Annotated in this window: 22 protein-coding genes; 9 read left to right on the forward strand and 13 right to left on the reverse strand. The window is 72.6% G+C overall.

What is annotated here, in order from left to right; genetic code table 11:
- Nucleotides 1–6 precede the first annotated feature (6 nt).
- The 3 genes from AW16_RS0112355 to AW16_RS0112365 all read left to right on the forward strand — a co-directional run bounded on the left by AW16_RS0112355 (nucleotide 7) and on the right by AW16_RS0112365 (nucleotide 1794).
- Nucleotides 7–240, forward strand: a complete 234-nt coding sequence (locus AW16_RS0112355; protein WP_029290811.1) for a YlcI/YnfO family protein — start codon at nucleotides 7–9, stop codon at nucleotides 238–240.
- Nucleotides 240–548 carry a type II toxin-antitoxin system PemK/MazF family toxin gene (locus AW16_RS0112360; RefSeq protein WP_029290813.1) on the forward strand — a complete coding sequence of 103 codons (309 nt, stop codon included), beginning with the start codon at nucleotides 240–242 and terminating at the stop codon, nucleotides 546–548. The genes AW16_RS0112355 and AW16_RS0112360 overlap by 1 nt, the downstream gene beginning before the upstream one ends.
- Before the next feature lie 136 nt (nucleotides 549–684).
- Nucleotides 685–1794, forward strand: coding sequence for a hypothetical protein (locus AW16_RS0112365; protein ID WP_029290815.1), 1110 nt, complete (start codon nucleotides 685–687; stop codon nucleotides 1792–1794).
- A 149-nt stretch (nucleotides 1795–1943) separates the two neighbouring features.
- On the opposite strand, the gene AW16_RS0112370 is transcribed toward AW16_RS0112365, so the two are convergent.
- Together AW16_RS0112370 and AW16_RS0112375 are read right to left on the reverse strand one after the other, a co-directional pair.
- Nucleotides 1944–2471, reverse strand: coding sequence for a gluconokinase (locus tag AW16_RS0112370; protein WP_029290817.1), 528 nt, complete (start codon nucleotides 2469–2471; stop codon nucleotides 1944–1946).
- A 99-nt stretch (nucleotides 2472–2570) separates the two neighbouring features.
- Nucleotides 2571–5144 (reverse strand): ATP-dependent Clp protease ATP-binding subunit, encoded by a 2574-nt coding sequence (locus AW16_RS0112375; protein WP_029290819.1) that lies wholly within the window; start codon nucleotides 5142–5144, stop codon nucleotides 2571–2573.
- 248 nt (nucleotides 5145–5392) lie between these two features.
- Between AW16_RS0112375 and AW16_RS0112380 the strand changes: the two genes are divergently transcribed.
- Nucleotides 5393–6502 carry an LLM class flavin-dependent oxidoreductase gene (locus tag AW16_RS0112380; protein WP_029290820.1) on the forward strand — a complete coding sequence of 370 codons (1110 nt, stop codon included), beginning with the start codon at nucleotides 5393–5395 and terminating at the stop codon, nucleotides 6500–6502.
- A gap of 70 nt (nucleotides 6503–6572) precedes the next feature.
- On the opposite strand, the gene AW16_RS0112385 is transcribed toward AW16_RS0112380, so the two are convergent.
- Nucleotides 6573–7595: an LLM class flavin-dependent oxidoreductase gene (locus AW16_RS0112385; RefSeq protein WP_029290821.1), complete on the reverse strand. Its 1023-nt coding sequence runs from the start codon at nucleotides 7593–7595 to the stop codon at nucleotides 6573–6575.
- 91 nt (nucleotides 7596–7686) lie between these two features.
- On the opposite strand from AW16_RS0112385, the gene AW16_RS0112390 reads away from it, so the two are divergent.
- Together AW16_RS0112390 and AW16_RS0112395 are read left to right on the forward strand one after the other, a co-directional pair.
- Nucleotides 7687–8403 carry a vancomycin high temperature exclusion protein gene (locus AW16_RS0112390; RefSeq protein ID WP_029290822.1) on the forward strand — a complete coding sequence of 239 codons (717 nt, stop codon included), beginning with the start codon at nucleotides 7687–7689 and terminating at the stop codon, nucleotides 8401–8403.
- Nucleotides 8403–9227, forward strand: coding sequence for a Cof-type HAD-IIB family hydrolase (locus tag AW16_RS0112395; protein ID WP_029290824.1), 825 nt, complete (start codon nucleotides 8403–8405; stop codon nucleotides 9225–9227). Before AW16_RS0112390 ends, AW16_RS0112395 begins: the two co-directional genes overlap by 1 nt.
- A gap of 102 nt (nucleotides 9228–9329) precedes the next feature.
- On the opposite strand, the gene AW16_RS0112400 is transcribed toward AW16_RS0112395, so the two are convergent.
- Complete coding sequence (locus AW16_RS0112400) at nucleotides 9330–10244, reverse strand: LysR family transcriptional regulator (protein ID WP_029290826.1); 915 nt, start codon at nucleotides 10242–10244, stop codon at nucleotides 9330–9332.
- A 70-nt stretch (nucleotides 10245–10314) separates the two neighbouring features.
- Here AW16_RS0112400 and AW16_RS0112405 point away from each other — a divergent pair, with 70 nt between their 5' ends.
- Nucleotides 10315–11367, forward strand: a complete 1053-nt coding sequence (locus AW16_RS0112405; RefSeq protein ID WP_029290829.1) for an aminotransferase class V-fold PLP-dependent enzyme — start codon at nucleotides 10315–10317, stop codon at nucleotides 11365–11367.
- A 34-nt stretch (nucleotides 11368–11401) separates the two neighbouring features.
- Here the strand turns inward: AW16_RS0112405 and AW16_RS0112410 are convergent, their stop codons facing one another.
- Together AW16_RS0112410 and AW16_RS0112415 are read right to left on the reverse strand one after the other, a co-directional pair.
- On the reverse strand, nucleotides 11402–11719 hold the full coding sequence (locus tag AW16_RS0112410) for a hypothetical protein (protein ID WP_231496038.1): 318 nt from the start codon (nucleotides 11717–11719) through the stop codon (nucleotides 11402–11404).
- A gap of 17 nt (nucleotides 11720–11736) precedes the next feature.
- Nucleotides 11737–13440, reverse strand: a complete 1704-nt coding sequence (locus AW16_RS0112415) for a sodium:solute symporter family protein (protein WP_029290833.1) — start codon at nucleotides 13438–13440, stop codon at nucleotides 11737–11739.
- A gap of 169 nt (nucleotides 13441–13609) precedes the next feature.
- On the opposite strand from AW16_RS0112415, the gene AW16_RS0112420 reads away from it, so the two are divergent.
- Complete coding sequence (locus tag AW16_RS0112420; RefSeq protein ID WP_029290835.1) at nucleotides 13610–14170, forward strand: alpha/beta family hydrolase; 561 nt, start codon at nucleotides 13610–13612, stop codon at nucleotides 14168–14170.
- A gap of 97 nt (nucleotides 14171–14267) precedes the next feature.
- Nucleotides 14268–16373 (forward strand): MMPL family transporter, encoded by a 2106-nt coding sequence (locus AW16_RS0112425; protein ID WP_029290837.1) that lies wholly within the window; start codon nucleotides 14268–14270, stop codon nucleotides 16371–16373.
- Nucleotides 16374–16377: 4 nt separating this feature from the next.
- Here AW16_RS0112425 and AW16_RS0112430 read toward each other — a convergent pair whose 3' ends face one another.
- From AW16_RS0112430 to AW16_RS0112465, 7 genes are all read right to left on the reverse strand, one after another.
- Entirely contained in the window at nucleotides 16378–16917 is a 540-nt protein-coding gene (locus AW16_RS0112430) for an O-acetyl-ADP-ribose deacetylase (RefSeq protein WP_029290839.1), read from the reverse strand.
- Between the two features lie 836 nt (nucleotides 16918–17753).
- Nucleotides 17754–18059, reverse strand: coding sequence for a hypothetical protein (locus AW16_RS0112440; protein ID WP_029290840.1), 306 nt, complete (start codon nucleotides 18057–18059; stop codon nucleotides 17754–17756).
- Nucleotides 18060–18282: 223 nt separating this feature from the next.
- A complete protein-coding gene (dtd, locus tag AW16_RS0112445) occupies nucleotides 18283–18717 on the reverse strand; it encodes a D-aminoacyl-tRNA deacylase (RefSeq protein WP_029290842.1) in 435 nt (144 codons plus the stop codon).
- Nucleotides 18717–19637 carry an asparaginase gene (locus tag AW16_RS0112450; protein WP_369794791.1) on the reverse strand — a complete coding sequence of 307 codons (921 nt, stop codon included), beginning with the start codon at nucleotides 19635–19637 and terminating at the stop codon, nucleotides 18717–18719. Before AW16_RS0112450 ends, dtd begins: the two co-directional genes overlap by 1 nt.
- A complete protein-coding gene (locus tag AW16_RS0112455; RefSeq protein WP_029290845.1) occupies nucleotides 19631–19981 on the reverse strand; it encodes a DUF2516 family protein in 351 nt (116 codons plus the stop codon). Before AW16_RS0112455 ends, AW16_RS0112450 begins: the two co-directional genes overlap by 7 nt.
- A gap of 70 nt (nucleotides 19982–20051) precedes the next feature.
- Nucleotides 20052–20471 carry a type II toxin-antitoxin system VapC family toxin gene (locus AW16_RS0112460; protein ID WP_029290847.1) on the reverse strand — a complete coding sequence of 140 codons (420 nt, stop codon included), beginning with the start codon at nucleotides 20469–20471 and terminating at the stop codon, nucleotides 20052–20054.
- Nucleotides 20472–20481: 10 nt separating this feature from the next.
- A complete protein-coding gene (locus AW16_RS0112465; RefSeq protein ID WP_029290849.1) occupies nucleotides 20482–20739 on the reverse strand; it encodes a type II toxin-antitoxin system Phd/YefM family antitoxin in 258 nt (85 codons plus the stop codon).
- Nucleotides 20740–20840: the final 101 nt, after the last annotated feature.

A 20840-nucleotide genomic window follows, 5' to 3' on the forward strand; every position in this document is an offset into this window, starting at 1 on the left:
TATGGGATGACGACACAGATCACGGTCCGGCTGCCCGACGAGCTCGTCGCGTTCGCCGACCGGCTCGTGGCGGCAGGCCGGGCGCGGAGCCGCGCGGCAGTGGTGGAGGCCGCGCTCGCCCATGAGCTCCGTCGCGCGATCGCCGAGCGGGACGTCTCGATCCTCACGAACCAGCCCGTCGACGCAGATCTGGACGACCTAGCAGCCTGGGCGCGACGCTCGCTCTCGATGGACAACTGATGCGCCCGATCCACGTGGCCCAGCTCGACAAGCCGCGCCCGGTGCTGGTGCTGACGCGCGAGCTCGTCCGGCCGCACCTGAACACCGTGACCGTCGCTCCCATCACCTCAAGGATCCGCGGGCTGTCGACGGAGGTACCGCTCGGCGTCGCGAACGGGCTGGACCACGCGTGCGTCGTCTCGCTCGAGAACGTCATGACGGTCCCCGCGTCGGCACTGGGGCGTCAGGTCGGCCATCTCCTGCCCGCCGAGGAGCGCGCGCTCGCTGACGCGCTCGCCATCGCCTTCGACCTGGCATTACCCGACTGACAACGTTTACTTACTGGACGGTCGGTCTATCCACGAAAGTGGACAAACCTGTGGATACTCGTCGATAGGCGAGGTATCGGACTCTCAGAAGGTCGCTCCTCACCGGTGCCGGACGAGATGACAGGAGGGAGCCAGCATGGCCGCGGTGCGCACGGCGTTCGACCCGGCGGTGCACGGGTTCGGTTTCCCGAACGCCTTCGTCGACCTGCTCACCAGCCTCCCGACGGGCACCGCAATCCAGACGAAGGGGCGCTGCGGCGGCATGGCCTTTGCCTCGCTCGACTACTTCTCCGCCGACCGTCCGGCGCCGCGATGGGCGACCAATCTCTACGGTGCCGCACGCGTGCCGCCCGACGGGAACTGGCTCGCGGACCGCATCCGCAAGCGCCTCTTCGACTCGTTCCGCGCGCGCAGCGCGCTGAAGTTCGTCACGTGGGCGGTCGCGCCCGACGACCGCTTCGGTCCTGTCGACGGCGTGCGCAGCTGGACCCTCGACGAGCTCGCGAAGGTGGTCGCCGCGGTCGACGCCGGGCGCCCGGTTCCGCTCGGGCTCGTCGTCGCCCGCTCGGTCAAGGACGTCGGCCAGGACCACCAGGTGGTGGCGCACGGGTACGAGCGGGTCGGCGACGAGACCCACGTGCTCGTCACCGACTCCAACAGCCCCGGGCACGAGGTCACGCTCCAGCCGGAAGCCGGGGCGTGGCGCGCGTCCAACGGGCCGCTGTGGCGCGGGTTCTTCGTGCAGGACTACACGGCCGTGCGGCCGGTGATCCTCACGCGCACGCCGGCACGGGGCGACGAGCCCGTCGGGCCGGGGTCGACGATCGCACTGAGCCACGTGTGGACGGGGTTCAGCCTGCACGGGGAGCACGATCTCGTCACCGGGGTGCGACGCGGGACGCGGGCCTCGGAACGCTGGGCGGTCGAGCCCGGCTCTGACGCGGGGACCGTGACGCTGCGGAACGTCGCCGACGGCTGGTACCTCGCGTCGCAGGCGGGGACGCGGTCTCCGACGACCGGGCAGCAGGCGGTGTGGCTGCGGGCCGAGCCCGACGACTGGCGGGTCGAGGTCGACGGGGGCGGCGCGTGGACCGCCGGCTCACGCGTGCGCATCGTCCACGCCGCGACGGGCGTAGCGCTGCACTCGCACCCCCACGTCGTCGACGGCACCGGAGGGCAGCGCGAGGTCACCGGCTTCACCGGTCGCGACGACAACGACTGGTGGACGGTCCTCGAGCTCTCGTGACCAGGTGACGACGCCTCCGACGCCGCTCCGACCACGCAAGAACGTGAAGCGTTCGGTGGCTGACAGACGACCAACGCTTCACGATCTTCCGGACGCAGCGGACTCGGCGGCCTCGTGAAGCGCTGCGCGCGTGCGAGACGACCAATGCTTCACGGGCGGCGCAGCGCGGTCGGGTCCGGCGCGAGGCCCAGGGCTCGCAGCGCCGTGGTCGCCACGGCCTCCGGCGGGCCGTCGACCGGGACCGTGGCCCCGTCCTCGTCGGGGCCGAGCGGTTCGAGGGTCGCCAGCTGGGACGGCAGCAGCGTCGGCGGCATGAAGTGGTCCGAGCGGGCTGCCATGCGCGACGCGACGAGCGCATCGGGGCCGGTCAGGTGCACGAAGCGGACCCGGCCGGGCGCCGTGCGGAGCACGTCCCGGTACACGCGCCGCAGCGCCGAGCACGTCACGACCGACGACGTACCCGCAGCATCAGCGGATCCCATCCACGCGGCGATCGACCCGAGCCACGGCCAGCGGTCCTCGTCGGTCAGCGCACGCCCGGACGCCATCGCCGCGACGTTGGCCGCCGGGTGGAAGTCGTCGCCCTCCGCGAACGTCCATCCCAACCGGGACGCGAGCAGCCGCGCGACCGTCGTCTTGCCCGTCCCCGACACGCCCATGACCACCAGGTGCTCCACGGCATCGACTCAACCACACGACCGAAGCGCACGACGAAGGGCCGAGACCCCGCGCGAAGCAGGATCCCGGCCCTTCGTGGTCAGGCGGGTCGAGGCAGGTCAGGCCGACTGCAGCCCCGAGCCGTTGTCACCGGTCGACGGCGGCGCCGGCGGGACGTCGGTGCCCGAGCCGGGCGTGCCGACCGACGCACCCACGGAGACGGGCTCGCGACCGTCCGCACCGCGCTCGACGCCGCGGAACGTGAACTCGCCCAGCAGCCCCTCGCCCTCGGCGTCGACGATCACCAGCTGCCCGGCCTTGAGGTCGCCGAACAGGATCTTCTCGGACAGCGTGTCCTCGATCTCCCGCTGGATCGCGCGGCGCAGCGGCCGGGCGCCCAGGACGGGGTCGTAGCCCTTCTCGGACAGCAGCTTCTTCGCGGCGGGCGTGAGCTCGATGCCCATGTCCTTGTCGCGCAGACGCTTGTCGAGCTTGGCCACCATGAGGTCGACGATCGCGAAGATCTCGGGCTGCGAGAGCTGCGGGAAGACCACCACGTCGTCGACGCGGTTGAGGAACTCGGGACGGAAGTGCGTCTTGAGCTCGTCGTTGACCTTCGCCTTCATGCGCTCGTAGTCCGTCGCGAGCTCGCCGCCGGCCTGGAAGCCGGTCATGACGCCCTTCGCGATGTCCCGCGTGCCCAGGTTGGTGGTCATGATGATGACGGTGTTCTTGAAGTCGACCACGCGGCCCTGCGAGTCGGTCAGGCGACCGTCCTCGAGGATCTGCAGGAGCGAGTTGAAGATGTCCGCGTGCGCCTTCTCGACCTCGTCGAACAGCACCACCGAGAACGGCCGGCGGCGCACCTTCTCGGTGAGCTGGCCGCCCTCGTCGTACCCGACGTAGCCGGGGGGCGAGCCGAACAGCCGCGAGACGGTGTGCTTCTCCGAGAACTCAGACATGTCGAGCTGGATCAGCGCCTCCTCGTCACCGAAGAGGAACTCCGCGAGCGCCTTGGCGAGCTCGGTCTTCCCGACGCCCGTGGGGCCGGCGAAGATGAACGAGCCACCGGGGCGCTTGGGGTCCTTGAGCCCGGCGCGCGTGCGGCGGATGGCCTGCGAGAGCGCCTTGATCGCGGCGTCCTGGCCGACGACCCGGCGGTGCAGCTCGTCCTCCATGCGCAGAAGCCGGCTCGACTCCTCCTCGGTGAGCTTGAACACCGGGATGCCCGTGGCGTTGGCCAGCACCTCGGCGATGAGCTCCTCGTCGACCTCCGCGACGGCGTCGAGGTCGCCCGACTTCCAGGCCTTCTCCTTCTCGACGCGCTTGAGCCCGAGCTGCTTCTCGGCGTCGCGCAGGCGTGCGGCCTTCTCGAAGTCCTGCTCGTCGATCGCGGACTCCTTGTCGCGACGCGTCTCGGCGATCTGCTCGTCGAGCTCACGCAGCTCCGGCGGAGCCGTCATGCGACGGATGCGCAGGCGGGCGCCGGCCTCGTCGACCAGGTCGATCGCCTTGTCCGGCAGGAAGCGGTCGTTGACGTAGCGGTCCGCGAGCGTCGCGGCGGCGACCAGGGCGCCGTCGGTGATGGACACGCGGTGGTGTGCCTCGTAGCGGTCACGCAGGCCCTTGAGGATCTCGATCGCGTGCTGCAGGTTCGGCTCGGAGACCTGGATGGGCTGGAAGCGGCGCTCCAGGGCCGGGTCCTTCTCGACGTACTTGCGGTACTCGTCGAGCGTCGTCGCGCCGATGGTCTGCAGCTCGCCGCGGGCCAGCATGGGCTTGAGGATCGACGCGGCGTCGATCGCGCCCTCGGCGGCACCCGCGCCGACGAGCGTGTGGATCTCGTCGATGAACAGGATGATGTCGCCGCGCGTGCGGATCTCCTTGAGGACCTTCTTCAGTCGCTCCTCGAAGTCACCGCGGTAGCGCGAACCGGCCACGAGGGCGCCCAGGTCCAGCGTGTAGAGCTGCTTGTCCTTGAGCGTCTCGGGCACGTCGCCGCGCACGATGTCCTGCGCGAGCCCCTCGACGACGGCCGTCTTGCCGACGCCGGGCTCGCCGATGAGGACCGGGTTGTTCTTGGTGCGGCGGGACAGCACCTGCATGACCCGCTCGATCTCCTTCTCGCGCCCGATGACCGGGTCGAGCTTGCCGTCGCGCGCAGCCTGCGTGAGGTTGCGTCCGAACTGGTCGAGCACGGCCGAGCCGGAGGGCTGCCCCTCGGTGGGACCGCCGGCGGCGACGGGCTCCTTGCCCTGGTAGCCGGAGACGAGCTGGATGACCTGCTGGCGCACGCGGTTCAGGTCCGCGCCCAGCTTGTTGAGCACCTGCGCGGCGACGCCCTCGCCCTCGCGGATGAGCCCGAGCAGGATGTGCTCGGTGCCGATGTAGTTGTGGCCGAGCTGCAGCGCCTCGCGCAGCGACAGCTCCAGGACCTTCTTGGCGCGCGGCGTGAACGGGATGTGACCCGACGGGGCCTGCTGGCCCTCACCGATGATCTCCTGCACCTGTGCGCGCACGGCCTCCAGCGAGATGCCGAGCGACTCGAGCGCCTTCGCGGCGACGCCCTCACCCTCGTGGATCAGACCCAGGAGGATGTGCTCGGTCCCGATGTAGTTGTGGTTGAGCATCCGCGCCTCTTCCTGGGCGAGGACGACCACGCGACGGGCTCGGTCCGTGAATCTCTCGAACATGTGCACTCCCTCACGAGCGGCGGGCTCGTCGGGACCCGTGCGGGACCGACGAGGCGGCGTGTTTCGATGCTAACGGCGGCCACCCCCGCCCACTGCCCGTGTTCGCCGCAGGCGTGACGATCCGCCGACCGTCCGCATCGTGAGCAGTCTCGTTGAATCATTGACCATGCCAGTCGGGTTTTCTACGTTCCGGCTCGCCGCCGCGCAGCACCGGACCGACGGCGACCACCGACCGGAAGGCCAGCACCATGCCCGTCGAGTTCCTCGGGATCGCCACCACGAGCGACGCGTCCGAGACCACCGCCGCGACCACGAGCCCGGTCGACATCGGCTACCTCGAGCGCATCGTCCGCGCGCACGAGGACAACGGCTGGACGCGCGTGCTGTTCGCCTACGGCTCGAGCGGGCTCGAGCCGTCCGCGCTGGCCGGGTACGTCGCCGGCCGGCTCGACTCGATCGAGCTGCTGCTCGCGCATCGGCCCAACGTCTCCTACCCGACGTACGCGGCGAAGACGTTCGCGACGCTCGACCAGGTCTCGCGCGGGCGGCTGTCCGTCCACTTCATCACCGGCGGGAGCGACCGCGAGCAGGCCCGCGAGGGCGACCGGCTGACGAAGGACGAGCGGTACGCGCGCACCCACGAGTACATCCAGGTCGTCAAGAAGGCGTGGACCAGCACCGAGCCGTTCGACCACCACGGCACGTTCTACGACTTCGACGACTTCGTCCTCGACGCGAAGGCGTACGAGGGCCGCAGCCCGACGATCTCCTTCGGCGGCTCGTCGGACGCGGCCTACCGCGTCGGCGCCGCCGAGGCCGACATCTTCGCGGTGTGGGGCGAGCCGCTCGCGAGCACGGCCGAGCAGATCGCGCGCATCCACGCCGAGGCCGCTGCGGCCGGTCGCACGACGCCGCCGCGCATCCACGCCGCGTTCCGACCGATCATCGCGCCGACCGAGGAGCTCGCCTGGGAGAGGGCGCACCGCGTGCTCGACCGCATCGAGGCGCGCAAGGCCGCGGCGGGCCCGGCGCTCGCCCGGTGGTCGGACGGCGCACCGCAGAACGCGGGTTCCCAGCGGCTGCTCGAGATCGCGGCGCAGGGCGAGCGCTTCGACACGGCGCTGTGGACCGCGACCGCCAGGGCGACGGGCGGCGCGGGCAACTCGAACGCGCTCGTCGGTACGCCCGAGACCGTCGCGCAGGCGCTGCTCGCGTACTACGACCTCGGTGTGCGGATCGTCTCCGCGCGCGGGTACGACCTGCTCGACGACGCCGTCGACTTCGGCCGCTACGTGATCCCGCTGGTCAAGGAGGGCGTGGCCGAGCGCGACCGGGCTGCCGCGAGCGCCGCGACGTGAGCGGCCGGACGACGACGGTCGGGCATCGCGCCCGACGCTGAGCCGACGGCGGCGCACGCCTCGGAGGGAATCACACCGGAGCCGGGGAGCCCAACCACCCCAGCTTCGGCGCGACGAGGTGCACCGTGTCGTGCAGGATCTGCTCGTAGTCCGCGCGGGTGAGCTCGTACGGCAGCTCGAGCCGAAGCTCGTCGACCTCGCCGACCGCGGCATCCTCGTGCAGCCGTTCCGCGATCTCCTCGCTGGTCCCCACCAGGTCGGGCGCGAACAGCGTGCGACGCGGGCCGACGGGACCGAGCGTCCTGTCGTGGCGGCTGCGCGCGTACTCCCGGTAGCGCTCGCGCGTCGCACGGTCCGCGCCGTCCGTCGGGACGACGACCCTGCCGAGCGCGACCCGCGGAGCGTGCGCGCCGGTCCAGGCCGCACGGAAGGCGGCGAGGTTCGCTCGCTGCGCAGCGACGAAGTCGTCGTGCTCCTCGCCCGCCACGATGTTGCCCGTCAGCAGGTGCAGCCCGCGCGACGCCGCCCACACCGACGACCCGCGCGACGCAGCGCCGTACCAGAGGCGGTCGACGAGTCCCGGGCTGTGCGGCTGCAGGCGCGGGCGCTGCACGTTGCCCGGCGAGTGGATGCGCGTGTCCTCGTCACCGAGGTACGCGCCGGCCAGCCCCTCGGCCAGCCGCTCGATGCGCGCGTGCGAGAAGTCGACCGCGCGCCAGTCGCCGTCGAACACCTTCTCTCCGAGGAGGTCGACGTGCGGCGGCGTCCCCGCGCTGAAACCCGCCTGCAACCGGCCCCGGGACAGCACGTCGACGGTCGCCAGGTCCTCACCGAGCCGGAACGGGCTCTCGTAGCCGATCGGGATGACGGCGGTCCCCAGCTCGATCGACGTGGTGCGCTGCGTCGCCGCCGCCAGGAACGTCGCGGCCGACGAGACGCCGTGCTCGAGGTGCCGCTGGCGGACCCACGCACCGCGGTAGCCGAGCTGCTCGCCGTAGGCGAACAGGGCGAGCGTCTCCTCGAGACCTGCGTACGGGTCGTCGTCGGGGAAGTTGCCGGGAGTGAGGAACGCGAGCGAGCGGATCGTGGTCACGGCGCGGGACGGTACGAACCGTGGCGGGCGAGGTCAACGGATCCGGCGGTCGTCCCGCATGACGAGAGGACGGCTCGCTAGGGTTCGCCCCATGACGGCACCCGCGGGGACCACGCCGGCCGACGACACCTCCCCGGCCGAGCCGCCCGCCCGACGACACGGCCGCCACCGCACCGTCCTGCTCGTCGCAGCCGCGGTGGTCGTCGTCCTCGCGGCCCCGTTCGTCGTCGTGCAGGCCGTGGGCCTCGCGCACCGTCGCGCGCTCGCCGACGTCCCCGACACCCCCGTCGCGATCGTCCTCGGCGCGGGCCTGCGCCCCGACGGCAGCCCGTCGACCTACCTGCGGCGCCGGCTCGACGCGGGTGCGGCCCTGTACGACCAGGGCAAGGTCAACGTCATCCTCGTCAGCGGCGACAACGGAACGGTCCAGCACGACGAGCCGACCGCGATGAAGGACTACCTCGTCGCGCACGGCGTCCCGGCGGACAGAGTCGTCGCGGACTTCGCCGGCTTCGACACGCACGACTCGTGCGTGCGCGCGCACACCGTGTTCGGGGTCGACGACGCGGTCGTCGTCACGCAGGACTACCACCTGCCGCGTGCGCTGTTCTCGTGCCGGGCCGCGGGCATGCGCGTCACGGGCGTCGGCGTCTCGGCGTCGAGCGTGACGCCGCAGCAGGCCGTGGTGTGGCGCGTCCGCGAGGTCCCGGCGTCGTACAAGGCCGCGTGGGACGCGCTCGTCGGCCGGGACCCGAAGTTCGGCGGCCACGAGACCGGGGTGCAGGACGCGCTGACCACCCAGGGATGATGGAGGGCGTGATCGCCCCGACGTTCGACCCCCTGCCCGACCTGCGCCTCGTCGCGATCGACATGGACGGCACCCTCCTCGACGACGACAAGCGCCTCGACCCGTCGTTCTGGCCGCTGCTCGACGAGCTGCACGACCGCGGTGTCGTCGTGTGCCCCGCGAGCGGGCGGCAGTACGCGACGCTGCGCGCGCAGTTCGACCGCGACGACCTCGTCTACATCGCGGAGAACGGCGCGTACGTGGTGCACGAGGGGCGCGAGGTGTCGTCGCGCACGATCGACCGGGCGACGGCGAACGACGTGGTGCGGGCGGTGCGGGCCGCGGGACGGGACACCGGGACCGTGCTGTGCGGGAAGCGGTCGGCGTACGTCGAGCGCACCGACGAGGCGTTCCTCGAGCAGGTCCGGCCCTACTACCGGCTGCTCGAACTGGTCGACGACCTCACGGACGTGCGCGACGACGACGTGCTCAAGGTCGCGGTGTACGACTTCGCGTCCTCGCAGGAGCTGACCGACGCCGTCCTGGGTCGGTTCGACGGGCCGCAGCGCGTGGTGGTGTCCGGCGAGCACTGGGTGGACGTCATGGACCCCGAGGTCGACAAGGGGCTCGCGCTGCGCGCCGTGCAGGACGTGCTGGGCGTGACGCGCGAGCAGACGATGGCGTTCGGCGACTACCACAACGACCTCGGCATGCTCGAGGCCGCCGGCTGGTCGGTCGCGATGGACAACGCGCACCCGGACGTGCGGGCGGTCGCGCGCGTGGTGGCGCCGACGAACAACGACAACGGCGTGGTGCGCACGCTGCGGGCGGCGCTCGGGCTCTGAGGACTCGGACGGACGAGCCCGACGACGCCGACGGGGCCGACGAGCTCGACGAGCCCGACGAGCCCGACGAGCCGACGAGCCCGACGAGCCCGACGAGGAGCGTCAGCGCGCCGCCGCCGCCAGCGCGCGCAACGTCGCGGCCACCGCGGGCACGCGCAGCAGGTCGGGCGTGGTGACGGCGTGCACGGCCCTGGACGACGACCCCGCCGCGGGTCGCAGCACGACACCCGGGTGTCGCGCGGCCGTCTCGTGCACCAGCCCGGGCAGCAGCGCGACGCCGAGTCCCGCCGCGACGAGCGAGAGCACCGCGACGTAGTCGTCGGTCGCGTACGCGATCTGCGGGTCGAACCCGCGTGCGTGCGCGGCGGCCTGCAGGTGGCCGCGGCAGCGCGGGCAGCCCGCGATCCAGGACTCGTCCGCGAGCGCGGCGAGGTCGACGCTCTCGTCGGCTGCGGCAGCGTGGCCCGGCGGGAGCGCGACGAACGACGGGTCGTCGAGCAGGTGCCGGGTGGCGAGCCCGCGCAGGTCGTCCTCGCCGCGCCCGAGCGCCACGCCCGGGTAGTCGAACGCGAGCGCGACGTCTGCGTCGCCCGAGCGCACGAGCTGCAGCGACTCCGGCGGCTCGGCCTCGTCGAGCGTCACGGTGAGGCCGGGGTGCCGCGTGCGGAGGGCGGCGAGCGCGCGGGGCACGAGCGTGGCCGACGACGAGGGGAACGCGACGAGCCGCACACGCCCCGCCTGCAGCCCCGTGAGCGAGAGGACCTCGGCCTGCGCCGCACGCAGCGCCGCGTCGACGCTGGTGCCGTGCCGCGCGAGCACCTCGCCGGCCTCGGTGAGCCGCACGCCGCGGCCGGTGCGGTCGAGCAGCGCCGTTCCCAGGCGGCGTTCGAGCCGGCGCACGTGCTGGCTCACCGCGGGCTGGCTCGTGCCCAGCCGGGCCGCCGCGCCCGTGACGCTCCCGGTGTCGGCGATCGCGCGCAGCATGCGTAGGGCGCCGACGTCCAGGGTCTCGATCATCACGCCATGTTATGCGTCAACGCAGCAAGCAGTCGTTGTGTGATGCGTCGTCGTCCCGGACCATCGGAGGATGCCCGACCCGATCGCCGCCCTCACCTTCGCACCCGCACCGGGCTACCTCGACGCCGCCACGTGCGGCCTGCCGACGAGCGCCACGGCCGACGCGATGCGCGCCGCAGTCGACGACTGGCAGGCGGGCCGCGCCGACCTCGCGGTGTACGACGACGCCGTCGACCGCAGCCGCCGCGCGTACGCGAGGCTCGTCGGCGTGGGACCGCAGGACGTCGCGATCGGGTCGCAGACCTCCGCGCTCGTCGGCCTCGTCGCCGCCTCGCTCCCGGACGGCGCCGAGGTGCTCACCGTGACCGACGACTTCACGTCCGTCGTCTTCCCGTTCCTCGCGCACACCGACCGTGGCGTGACGGTGCGGCACGTCCCCCTCGCCGAGCTCGCCGACGCGATCCGCCCGCGCACCGCGCTCGTCGCGTTCTCGCTCGTCCAGTCCCGCGACGGTGCGGTGGCCGACGCCGACGCGATCGTGCGCGCCGCCGCCGCGGTGGGCGCCCTCACGCTGTGCGACGTGACGCAGGCGGGCTGGATGCCCGTCGACGCGGGTCGCTTCGACATCACGGTGTGCTCCGCCTACAAGTGGCTGTGCGCGCCGCGCGGGGTCGCCTTCCTCACCGTCGCACGCCCCGCGCTCGCGCAGCTGCGCCCCCTGCACGCGGGCTGGTACGCGGGCGACGACCGGTGGGGGTCCTGCTACGGCCCGCACATGCGCCTCGCCGACGACGCCCGACGGCTCGACGTGTCCCCCGCGTGGCTGTGCTGGGTGGGAGCGGCCCCGGCGCTCGAGGCGTGGGCGGGCGCAGACGCGCACGCCGTCCGCGACCACGCCGTGGGCCTCGCCGACGCGCTGCTGTCACGCATCGGGCTCGCGCCTCGCGGCAGCGCGATCGTCTCGCTGCCGGACCCCGACGAGCGCCTGGCCGGCGCGCTGCGCGCGGCCGGCTGCCGGGTCGCGGGTCGCGCCGGCGGCGTGCGGCTGGGGTTCCACGCGTGGAACGACCGCGACGACGTCGAGAGGGCAGGCGGCGCGCTCGTGGGCGTGCGCGCCGCCTGACCGCTCGGTCGAGGGTCGGCGCCGACGACGCGGGCTACTCGACGTGCGCGTCGTCGGCCGCGTCCGCCCCGCTCGCGTCGTCGGGGACCATGAGCGGGCGCAGCCGCACCCACAGCAGGAACACCCCGGCGACGACGAGCATCACGATGCCCGTCACGAGGTTCACGTTCATGCCGTCGGACTTGTCGAGCGCGTCGTCGCCCACGACGAGTCCCATGACCAGCAGCACGATCCCGTAGATCCCCATGAGGGTGCCGATGATGGTGCGCAGGTCGAACGCGCGGACCGCGTGGCTGCGGGCCGGAGTGGTCGCGGTGTCGTTGCCGGGGGTGCCGGCGCGGTTCTCGGGCACGAGGGTCTCCTTGCCGGTCAGTGGAAGATGACGTTGAGCGCGATGACCATGACGAGCGACACGGCCGCGAGCCGCGTCGGGCGCTGGTACCAGGGCAGGCTGCCCTCGTCGGGGTCGGTGCGGTCCTCGCGCGGGGTCAGCGAGTACACCAGCCCCCGCAGCTCCTTCTCCGCTCTCGGTTGCGTGAAGGTCGTGACGACGACGCTCACCAGGATGTCCACGGCGAACGCGGCACCGGCGGCGACGAAGCTCGCGCCCTGGCCCTTGAGGTCGAGCACGCCGACGCTCAGCGAGCCGAGCGCGTCCTGGCTCAGCACCGCGACCGTGATCGCGGCGATCGTGCCGCTCGCGAGGCCCGCCCAACCGGCTGCCGGCGTCATCCGCTTCCAGAACATGCCGAGGATGAACGTGGCGAACAACGGCGCGTTGAAGAACCCGAACAACGTCTGCAGGTAGTCCATCAGGTTGCTGTAGCCGGACGCGAGCAACGCGGTGAAGACGGCCACGACCGTCGCGGCGATCGTCGCGATGCGGCCCACGCGCGTGTAGTAGTCGTCGGGCCGGTCCTTCTTCACGTACTGCTGCCACAGGTCGTAGCTGAAGACGGTGTTGAACGCCGAGATGTTCGCGGCCATGCCGGCCATGAACGCGGCGAGCAGGCCCGCGATCGCGACTCCGAGCATGCCGTTGGGCAGCAGGTCGCGGATGAGGATCAGCAGCGCGTCGTTGTACTGCACCGACCCGTCGCCCTTGCCCTCGTTGAGCTTCATGATCTCGGGCGCCAGGACGCTCGCGATGATGCCCGGGACGATGATGATGAAGGGGATGAACATCTTCGGGAAGGAGCCGATGATGGGCGCCCGGCGGGCCGCCGACATCGAGTTCGACGCCATCGCGCGCTGGACCTCGACGAAGTTCGTCGTCCAGTAGCCGAACGACAGCACGAACCCGAGGCCCAGCACGATGCCGATGACCGAGGCGGTGGCCGACGAGAAGCCCGTGAGGTTCTGCCCGGGCCACGACGTCAGCATCCCCTCGACCGGCCCGTTGTTGACCTTGTCGACGAGCCCGTCGATCCCGCCCACGCGGTGCAGGCCGACGATCGTCAAGGGCAGCAGCGCGGCGACGATGACGAAGAACTGCAGCACCTCGTTGTAGATCGCCGCGGACAGGCCGCCCAGCGCGGTGTACGTGAGCACCACGGCGGCGGCGGCGATGAGCGAGACCCACAGCGGCCAGCCGAGCAGCACGTTGACGATCGTCGCGAGCAGGTACAGGTTCACGCCGGCGATGAGCAGCTGCGCGAGCGCGAAGCTCAGCGCGTTGACGAGGTGGGCGCCGGTGCCGAACCGTCTGCGCATGAACTCCGGGACGCTGCGCACCTTCGAGCCGTAGTAGAACGGCATCATCACGACGCCCAGGAACAGCATCGCGGGGATCGCGCCGATCCAGTAGTAGTGCATGGTCGCCATGCCGATCTGGGCACCGTTGGCGCTCATGCCCATGATCTCGACCGCACCGAGGTTGGCGGAGATGAACGCGAGGCCGGTGACCCATGCGGGCAGCGACCGCCCGGACAGGAAGAAGTCCAGGCTGGTGGAGACCTGCCGCCTGGCTGCCAGGCCGATCCCGATGACGAACACGAAGTAGACCGCGACGAGCGTGTAGTCGACGAAGTTCGCGTCGAGCCGCAGGACGTCGGTGTCGGCGGGCATGATCATCGGGCCGGGCCTCCAGATCCTCTCGGACGGCGCCGCGGCCACGACGCCGGAGGAAACGCTAGGACCGTTCGCGCAGATGCGCGCGGCGAACGAACAGGAACGACCGCAGGCGAACCGCGAGCGCGCGCTCGATCGTCCACCGCCGCGCGCGTCCGGCTACCGTGCGGACATGCGACCCGCAGGCCTGCTGCTCGCCCCCGGCTCCGGCGCCGGGCGGGACCACCGCACGCTCGTCGCCGTCGACGACGCGACCGACCTGCCCACGCGACGCATCGACCTCCCCAACCGCCTGCGCGGCAGCTCGGCCCCCGACCGACCCGGCCCCGCGATCGAGCGCCTGCGCGCGCAGGCCGACGAGCTCGCGGCGTCGCTCGGGGTCGGCCCGGAGCGGATCGTGCTCGGCGGCCGGTCGTTCGGCGGCCGGATGGCGTCGATGGCCGTCGCGCAGGGACAGCCGGCCGCGGGCCTCGTGCTGCTGTCGTACCCGCTGCACCCGCCCGGGAAGCCGGACCGGCTCCGCGTCGAGCACCTGCCGGACGTGCGGGTGCCCGTGCTCGCGGTCTCCGGCGAGCGTGACCCGTTCGGCTCGCCCGACGAGCTGAGCGAGCACCTCGCCTCGCTGGGCGGTCCGCTCACGCTCGTCGTCGTCCCCGGTGACCACTCGCCGCGGGACGACTCGGCGGTCGCTGCCGTCGTGTCGGACTGGCTGCGTACGCTCGGGGAACCCTGACCTCGATCTCGGGGGTATTCCCGATGCCGTCGGGTGCTCCTGGACGGCAGGCTCATACCGCACAGCCTCGTCACAGCCGACTCCCCGAGGAACAGTCATGCCCAAGGTCGCAGGGTGGATCAGCCACCGCTACGCGAAGTTCGCCGTCATCGCCTTCTGGCTCGTCGTCGTGGCGCTGCTCGGCCCGCTCGCCGGCAAGCTCTCGGACGTCCAGGACAACCAGGCCTCGAGCTGGCTGCCGTCGGACGCGGAGTCCACGCAGGTGCTCGGGCAGGCCTCGTCCTTCGTCTCGGCTGACACGATCCCCGCGGTCGTCGTCTACGCCAACCCCGACGGCCTGACCGACCAGGACATGGCCGCGATCACCGCCGACGTGCAGCAGTTCTCGCAGCTCGACACGCTCGACGGGAAGGTCGTCGGGCCCGTGCCGTCCAAGGACGGGCAGGCTGCGCAGGTCATCGTGCCGCTCGACCTCGGCCCCGAGGGCTGGGACAAGGCGGCGGACGCGGTCGACGACCTGCGCGCGACCGCGACGGACGGGCTGCCCGCCGGCACCGACGTCTACATCGCGGGCCCGGCCGGGCAGGCGGCGGACTCGTCGGCCGCGTTCGCCGGGATCGACTCGACGCTGCTGTACGCCGCCGCGGGCGTCGTCATCGTCATCCTGCTGCTCACCTACCGCAGCCCCGTGCTGTGGGTGCTGCCGCTCGTCTCGGCGGGCATCGCGCTCACGGTCGCGCAGGCCGTGATCTACCTCCTGGCCAAGAACTTCGACCTCACGGTCAACGCGCAGAGCGCGGGCATCCTCACCGTGCTCGTGTTCGGCGCCGGCACCGACTACGCGCTGCTGCTCACGGCCCGGTACCGGGAGGAGCTGCGCCGGCACGACGACAGGCACCAGGCGATGGCCGTCGCGCTGCACCGCGCGTCGCCGGCGATCATCGCGTCGGGCGCGACCGTCGCGCTGAGCATGCTCGTGCTGCTGCTCGCGACCATGAACTCGACCGCGGGGCTCGGACCCGTCGCGGCGATCGGCATCGTGGTCGGCCTGCTCGTGATGCTCACGCTCCTGCCCGCGCTGCTGGTGCTGTGCGGACGGTGGATCTTCTGGCCGCGCGTGCCGCACGTCGGGGACCACGAGCCCACGTCCGACGGCGTGTGGGCCCGTGTGGGCCGACGCATCGAGCGGCACCCGCGCCGCACGTGGGTGGTCACCGCGGCGCTGCTGCTCGTCGCGAGCATCGGCGTGGTCCAGCTCAACGCGACCGGGCTGTCCACCGCCGACTCGTTCACCACCGAGCAGCCGTCGATCGCCGGTGAGAAGGTGCTCGCGCAGCACTTCCCGGGCGGCGCGGGCGCGCCGGTCGTCGTGGTGTCGAACGCGGACCAGGCCGACGAGGTGCGCGCCGCGTTCGCAGGCGTCGACGGCATCGACCCCGCGTCCGTCACGCAGCCCGTCGTCAAGGACGGCACGGCGTACATGGAGGGCACGCTCACGTCGGCGCCCGACAGCGACGAGGCGTACGACACCGTCGACCGGGTCCGGGACGCCGTGCACGCGGTGCCGGGCGCGAACGCCCTGGTCGGCGGCACCACCGCCGTCAACCTCGACGTCGAGCGGGCCTCCGCGCACGACAACAAGGTCGTCATCCCGCTCATCCTGCTGGTGGTGCTGCTCATCCTCGGCGTGCTGCTGCGATCCATCACGGCACCGCTCGTGCTCGTCGGCACCGTCGTGCTCTCGTTCGGCGCGGCGATCGGCGTCTCGGCGCTCGTGTTCCGACACGTGTTCGGGTATGCCGGGGCGGACACGTCGTTCCCGCTGTTCGTGTTCGTGTTCCTCGTCGCGCTCGGGATCGACTACAACATCTTCCTCATGACGCGCGTGCGGGAGGAGGCGCAGCGCATCGGGCACCACCGCGGCTCGCTCGTCGCGCTCGCCGCCACCGGCGGGGTCATCACGTCGGCCGGGCTCGTGCTCGCGGGCACGTTCGCGGTGCTCGGCACGCTGCCGCTGGTGGCGTTCGCGGAGATCGGGTTCGCCGTCGCGTTCGGGGTGCTGCTCGACACGCTGATCGTGCGGTCGGTGCTGGTCACCGCGCTGAACCTCGACATCGGACCGGCCATGTGGTGGCCGTCCCCGCTCGCACGGCGGGCCGAGCCGGAGGCCGACCCGTCGAGCATCGAGCTGGTGGACGCGTAGCGCGTCAGGCGAGCGCGCGCTCGAACGCCGCGCGAGCCTCGTCGGAGAACAGCACGAAGCGCACCAGCTCGATGCCCGACGGGTTGGCGTCCGCGTCGCCGTCGGTCCCGTTGGCCCAGGCCGCGGCGATGCCGGCGGCGACGCGGGCGACCTCGTCGACGTCCCAGCCGTAGGCGCCCGCACTCACGGCGGGAAAGGCGATCGAGTGCGCGCCCACGTCGACCGCGAGCTCGAGCGACGATCCGAAGCAGTGCGCGAGCAGCGACGACGAGCGCTCCCCCGCGTGCCAGTTCGGCCCCACCGTGTGCACCACCCAGCGCGCGGGCAGGTCGAAGCCGGGCGTGATCGCGCTGTACCCGGTCGGCAGCCCGTCCGGGAACCGCGTGGCGCGCAGCTCACGGCACGCCTCGAGCAGGCGCGGACCTGCGGCGCGGTGGATCGCGCCGTCCACGCCCCCGCCGCCCAGCAGCGTGGAGTTGGCGGCGTTGACGACGACGTCGACGTCCTGCTCGGTGATGTCCCCGCGGACGGCCTCGATGTGCATGAGTCCATCGTGCGGGGCGGATGTGCGTCGCGCGCGGGGACCTCGGTCCCGCCTGACGCACCGGCCCCCGCGCCGGCGTCGCACGCTGGCCTCGGACGCCGGCCTCGCACGCCGGCCTCGCACGCCGGGGACGCGACAAGGCCCCTCGGTCGCTTACACCGAAGGGCCTTCGTCGATCTCCAGGTTACGGAAGCGGATGGGGCGAACGGGTGAACGACGCGCGGCTCGTCCACAAATTTCGTCCACAGGCCTGTGTCCGGCGCGTGTTTCCGCAGGACATCCTGTGGACCGACATGTGCATGCCGCGGTGGACAAAACTCGTGCTCCCGAAGCTCTTGCAGGGCTCCGAGCAGCGGGACTAGAACTACGTCATCGACCTCGACGGATCGAGAACCGCAGGAACGAAGGCCCCTTCGGGAGCCAGCGGGACAGCGGGGACAGGGACGACGAGGACGGGCCGACCGGAGAACGGGCGACCACATCGATGCGGGGAGACTCGCACCGACCCGCACACGACCAGCGGGGGTCGCAACGGACCGCGAGGCAGATTGCAGTCGCACCGCCCGCGGCGGACCGGTTCGCCGGACCACCCGGTGTCGGAGCGAGACCGCACGGTCGGAGCGGCGTCGGTCACCGGCTCGTCCGGAACTTGTCGACCTGCAGTCACGGAAGGGCCCCCCGGACGCTTACTCCGAGGGGCCTTTTCCGTGTGCCCGCGCCGGGCCGTTCCCGATGCGCTCGGGCCGTTCCCGTGGCGCCCGCGCCGTGCCCGTGGCGCCCGCGCCGTGCCCGATGCGCTCGGGCCGTTCCCGTGGCGCCCGCGCCGGAGCGCGAGGTCAGACCTCCGGCCCGGGGTCCGCGATGTGCCGCGGCGCGTGCTCACGCTCGTCCACCCGAGCGACGCCGTCGTCGACCGGGGTCGGCGTCTCGATGCCGGCATCGCCGGGGATCTGCGACTCCGGCGCTCCCGTGCCCGTGTCGGGCTGGTTCAGGTCCGGTTCCGTCAGGTCGGGCTCGGTCAGCTCGCGGTCCGGGATCTCCGGTCCCGGGCCGGGGGTCGCGCCGCCCGTCGTCGGGCTCAGGCCCTCCTCGCTGCTCACGATGTCCGCCGTGCTCTCGCCTTCCTCGGGGGTGGTCGTCATCTCGTCCTCCTTCGGCTGCGGGTCGTCGATGACCCTCGTCCGATGGTCGGACGCACCGACGGAGCCGGCAACCGGGCGACGCGATCAGCGGCACTTGGGACTGGAGTGACCAAAGTGGCACTGGCGGAGTCCCGTGCGTGCTCTCGTGTCCCAAGTGCCGCTGGTTCTGCACCGAAGCCGGCGGGCGAGGAGCCGGCGGGCGGGAGGTTGTCGGCGCGAGGTGTCAGGCGGGCGCGGAGTCGAGCAGGATCGTCACCGGGCCGTCGTTGACGAGCTCGACCGCCATGTCGGCACCGAACACGCCCGTCGCCACCTCGAGCCCTCGACCGCGCAGAGCATCGACCACCGCGTCCACCAGAGGCTCGGCGACCGGACGCGGCGCGGCGGCGTTCCACGACGGGCGTCGGCCCTTGCGGGTGTCCGCGTACAGGGTGAACTGGCTGACGACGAGCACGGGCGCGCCCTCCTCGAGGGCGGACCGCTCGTCGCGCAGGATCCGCAGCTCGGCCACCTTGCGCGCGATCAGCTCCACCTGCGCCGGCCCGTCACCGGGCGTGGCACCCAGCAGCACGACGAGACCGGGCCCGTCGATCGCCCCGACCACCGCACCCCCGACGGTCACCGACGCGCGCGTCACTCGCTGGACGACGGCGCGCATCAGAACGTCGGCTCGACCGCGCCGACCGGCACCCCGTGCCCCAGCACCGGCGTGCGGCCGAGGTCGCCGGGATCCGCACCGGCCGCGCGCAGCGCAGCGGCGAGCAGCGCGGGTCGGGGCCGCGACGACCCGTCGAGCACCTTGAACGCGAGCGCCGACCCGTCGGGCAGCCCAGCCGCGTACACGCCGTCGGCGCCGTCCTTCGCGACGAGCCCCGGGACCGCCTGCATGAACGTCGTCGCGTCGCGCCCCGTGCCCGCGACGAACCACGGGAAGCCGCTCGTCGCCACGACGACGCGCGGGTCGAGGCGGGTGAACGAGCGCGCCAGGCCGACCAGCGTCGACGAGAAGAGCGGCGCGCCGCAGCCGTCGACCGTGACGTGCTCCACCGGCGCTCCCGTCAGGCGCTCTGTCGTCGCGCGCAGGTGCTGCTGCAGCGGGTGGCCGGGCGCGAGGTAGTCGTCGGTGCTCCAGCCTGCGGCGACGCACGTGGCGAGCATGCCCGCGTGCTTGCCCGAGCAGTTCTGCGTGAGCGGTCGCGGCCCGCCCGGGCGCGCGGACCACGCCGCATCGGGGTCGAGCGGCCAGTCGGGTGTGTTCTGCAGGGCGCTCTCGTCGAGGCCCGCGTCGGCAAGGATCGCGCGCACGACGTCGAGGTGCGCGGGCTCGCCGTTGTGGCTCGCGCACACGAGCGCGAGGTGCTCGTCGGCCACGTCGAGGCCCGCCTCGAGCATCCCCGTGGCCTGCACGGGCTTGAGCGAGGACCGCGGCCACACGACGACCTCGGGGTCGCCGAGCGCGAGCCGCGTCGATCCGTCGGGGGCGAGCACGACGAGGTGCCCGAGGTGCACGGACTCGACGACCCCGCCGCGCACCACCCGCGCGAGCGGGACCGCCCGGGCGCCGACGTCGGTCACCAGCCGCCCCGCGACGGCCCCTGCGGACCGCGGGGGCCCCGCGGGCCGCGACGCGAGTACGGGCCCAGGGCCGGCCGGACGTCGACGAGGTACACGATGGCCGCGACCGCGCACAGCAGCGCGAGGAACAGCGGGAACGTCGGGATCCCCTTGGGGAACGGCACCGCGGCGAACGAGACGGCCGTCGACACCCCGATGATCGCGCCCCAGAACCCCTTGGTGCGCTTGCCGGCCGAGACGAACGCGGCGGACGGGCGCCGCAGCAGGTCGATCAGCGCCCACACGCACAGCAGGAAGATGGCCAGCATGAAGACCAGGTAGATGCCCACCTGCACCGTCGCGATCACGGGGCGAGCCTACGAGAGGCGTCCGACACGTGTCGCTCGTCGTCCCCGACGGCCACGGGGCGAGCCCGCGTCACGGCAGCACCCGCAGCCCCTCGGCACGCGCGGCGGCGGCGAGGTGCTCGTCCCACGCGGCCACCAGCAGGTCCGGCGAGCGCAGCTGCAACGCGGACGCGAGGTGCACGGCATCGGCGGCCCGCAGCGGGTGCATCCCGACGAGCGTCGCGGCCGACGCCGTGATGACGTCCTGCAGCTCCACGACGTGCAGCCCGGGCCACAGCCGCTCCCAGCGGCGCAGCGCGTCGCGTGCGGTCGCGTCGTCGAGCCGGCCAGCGCGCCGGCCGGCGGCGAGCACCGCGCGCACCTCCGCATCCGCCAACCGCGACGTGGCGACGAGGTCCGCACCGTCCCACAGCGCGCCGACGAGCTCGGATCCCGGCTCACGCACGCACAGCTTCACGAGCGCGCTCGTGTCCAGGTAGGCGACCGCCATCGTCGGGCCCTCAGCGCCGCAGGCGGCGTACGAGGCCGCTCACCGCGCCACCGGGCCGCGCCTGCTCGACCTCTGCGGGTGGCCGCGCGTCCTGCGGCGAGGTGAGCAGGCCGTCGCGCTGCAGCCGCGTCAGCAGGTCGGCTGACGCGATGCCGCTGAGCCGCGCCACGGGCACACCCCGCTCGGTGACCACCACGTCCTCACCCGCCCGGGCGGCGTCGATCCACTGCTTGAGCTCCGCGCGCAAGGCGCTGACCGCGACCTCCATCCCCCGAACCTACCGGCCCACGACGCACGCCCCACCATCCCCCTCGAGGACAAGGGTTCGGGCCGAGGGGGAGGGTGGGGCGTGCGTCGTGGGCCGGTTGG

It is taken from the genome of Cellulomonas sp. HZM (genome assembly GCF_000708885.1).
Taxonomy (GTDB): domain Bacteria; phylum Actinomycetota; class Actinomycetes; order Actinomycetales; family Cellulomonadaceae; genus Cellulomonas.

Bases quoted from the DNA above. Each gene is read 5' to 3' on its own strand.
- AW16_RS0112355 (WP_029290811.1), top strand. From the start codon at position 7: ATGACGACACAGATCACGGTCCGGCTGCCCGACGAGCTCGTCGCGTTC.
- AW16_RS0112360 (WP_029290813.1), top strand. From the start codon at position 240: ATGCGCCCGATCCACGTGGCCCAGCTCGACAAGCCGCGCCCGGTGCTG.
- AW16_RS0112365 (WP_029290815.1), top strand. From the start codon at position 685: ATGGCCGCGGTGCGCACGGCGTTCGACCCGGCGGTGCACGGGTTCGGT.
- AW16_RS0112375 (WP_029290819.1), bottom strand. From the start codon at position 5,144: ATGTTCGAGAGATTCACGGACCGAGCCCGTCGCGTGGTCGTCCTCGCC.
- AW16_RS0112380 (WP_029290820.1), top strand. From the start codon at position 5,393: ATGCCCGTCGAGTTCCTCGGGATCGCCACCACGAGCGACGCGTCCGAG.
- AW16_RS0112390 (WP_029290822.1), top strand. From the start codon at position 7,687: ATGACGGCACCCGCGGGGACCACGCCGGCCGACGACACCTCCCCGGCC.
- AW16_RS0112395 (WP_029290824.1), top strand. From the start codon at position 8,403: ATGGAGGGCGTGATCGCCCCGACGTTCGACCCCCTGCCCGACCTGCGC.
- AW16_RS0112400 (WP_029290826.1), bottom strand. From the start codon at position 10,244: ATGATCGAGACCCTGGACGTCGGCGCCCTACGCATGCTGCGCGCGATC.
- AW16_RS0112405 (WP_029290829.1), top strand. From the start codon at position 10,315: ATGCCCGACCCGATCGCCGCCCTCACCTTCGCACCCGCACCGGGCTAC.
- AW16_RS0112415 (WP_029290833.1), bottom strand. From the start codon at position 13,440: ATGATCATGCCCGCCGACACCGACGTCCTGCGGCTCGACGCGAACTTC.
- AW16_RS0112420 (WP_029290835.1), top strand. From the start codon at position 13,610: ATGCGACCCGCAGGCCTGCTGCTCGCCCCCGGCTCCGGCGCCGGGCGG.
- AW16_RS0112425 (WP_029290837.1), top strand. From the start codon at position 14,268: ATGCCCAAGGTCGCAGGGTGGATCAGCCACCGCTACGCGAAGTTCGCC.
- AW16_RS0112430 (WP_029290839.1), bottom strand. From the start codon at position 16,917: ATGCACATCGAGGCCGTCCGCGGGGACATCACCGAGCAGGACGTCGAC.
- AW16_RS0112440 (WP_029290840.1), bottom strand. From the start codon at position 18,059: ATGACGACCACCCCCGAGGAAGGCGAGAGCACGGCGGACATCGTGAGC.
- dtd (WP_029290842.1), bottom strand. From the start codon at position 18,717: ATGCGCGCCGTCGTCCAGCGAGTGACGCGCGCGTCGGTGACCGTCGGG.
- AW16_RS0112460 (WP_029290847.1), bottom strand. From the start codon at position 20,471: ATGGCGGTCGCCTACCTGGACACGAGCGCGCTCGTGAAGCTGTGCGTG.
- AW16_RS0112465 (WP_029290849.1), bottom strand. From the start codon at position 20,739: ATGGAGGTCGCGGTCAGCGCCTTGCGCGCGGAGCTCAAGCAGTGGATC.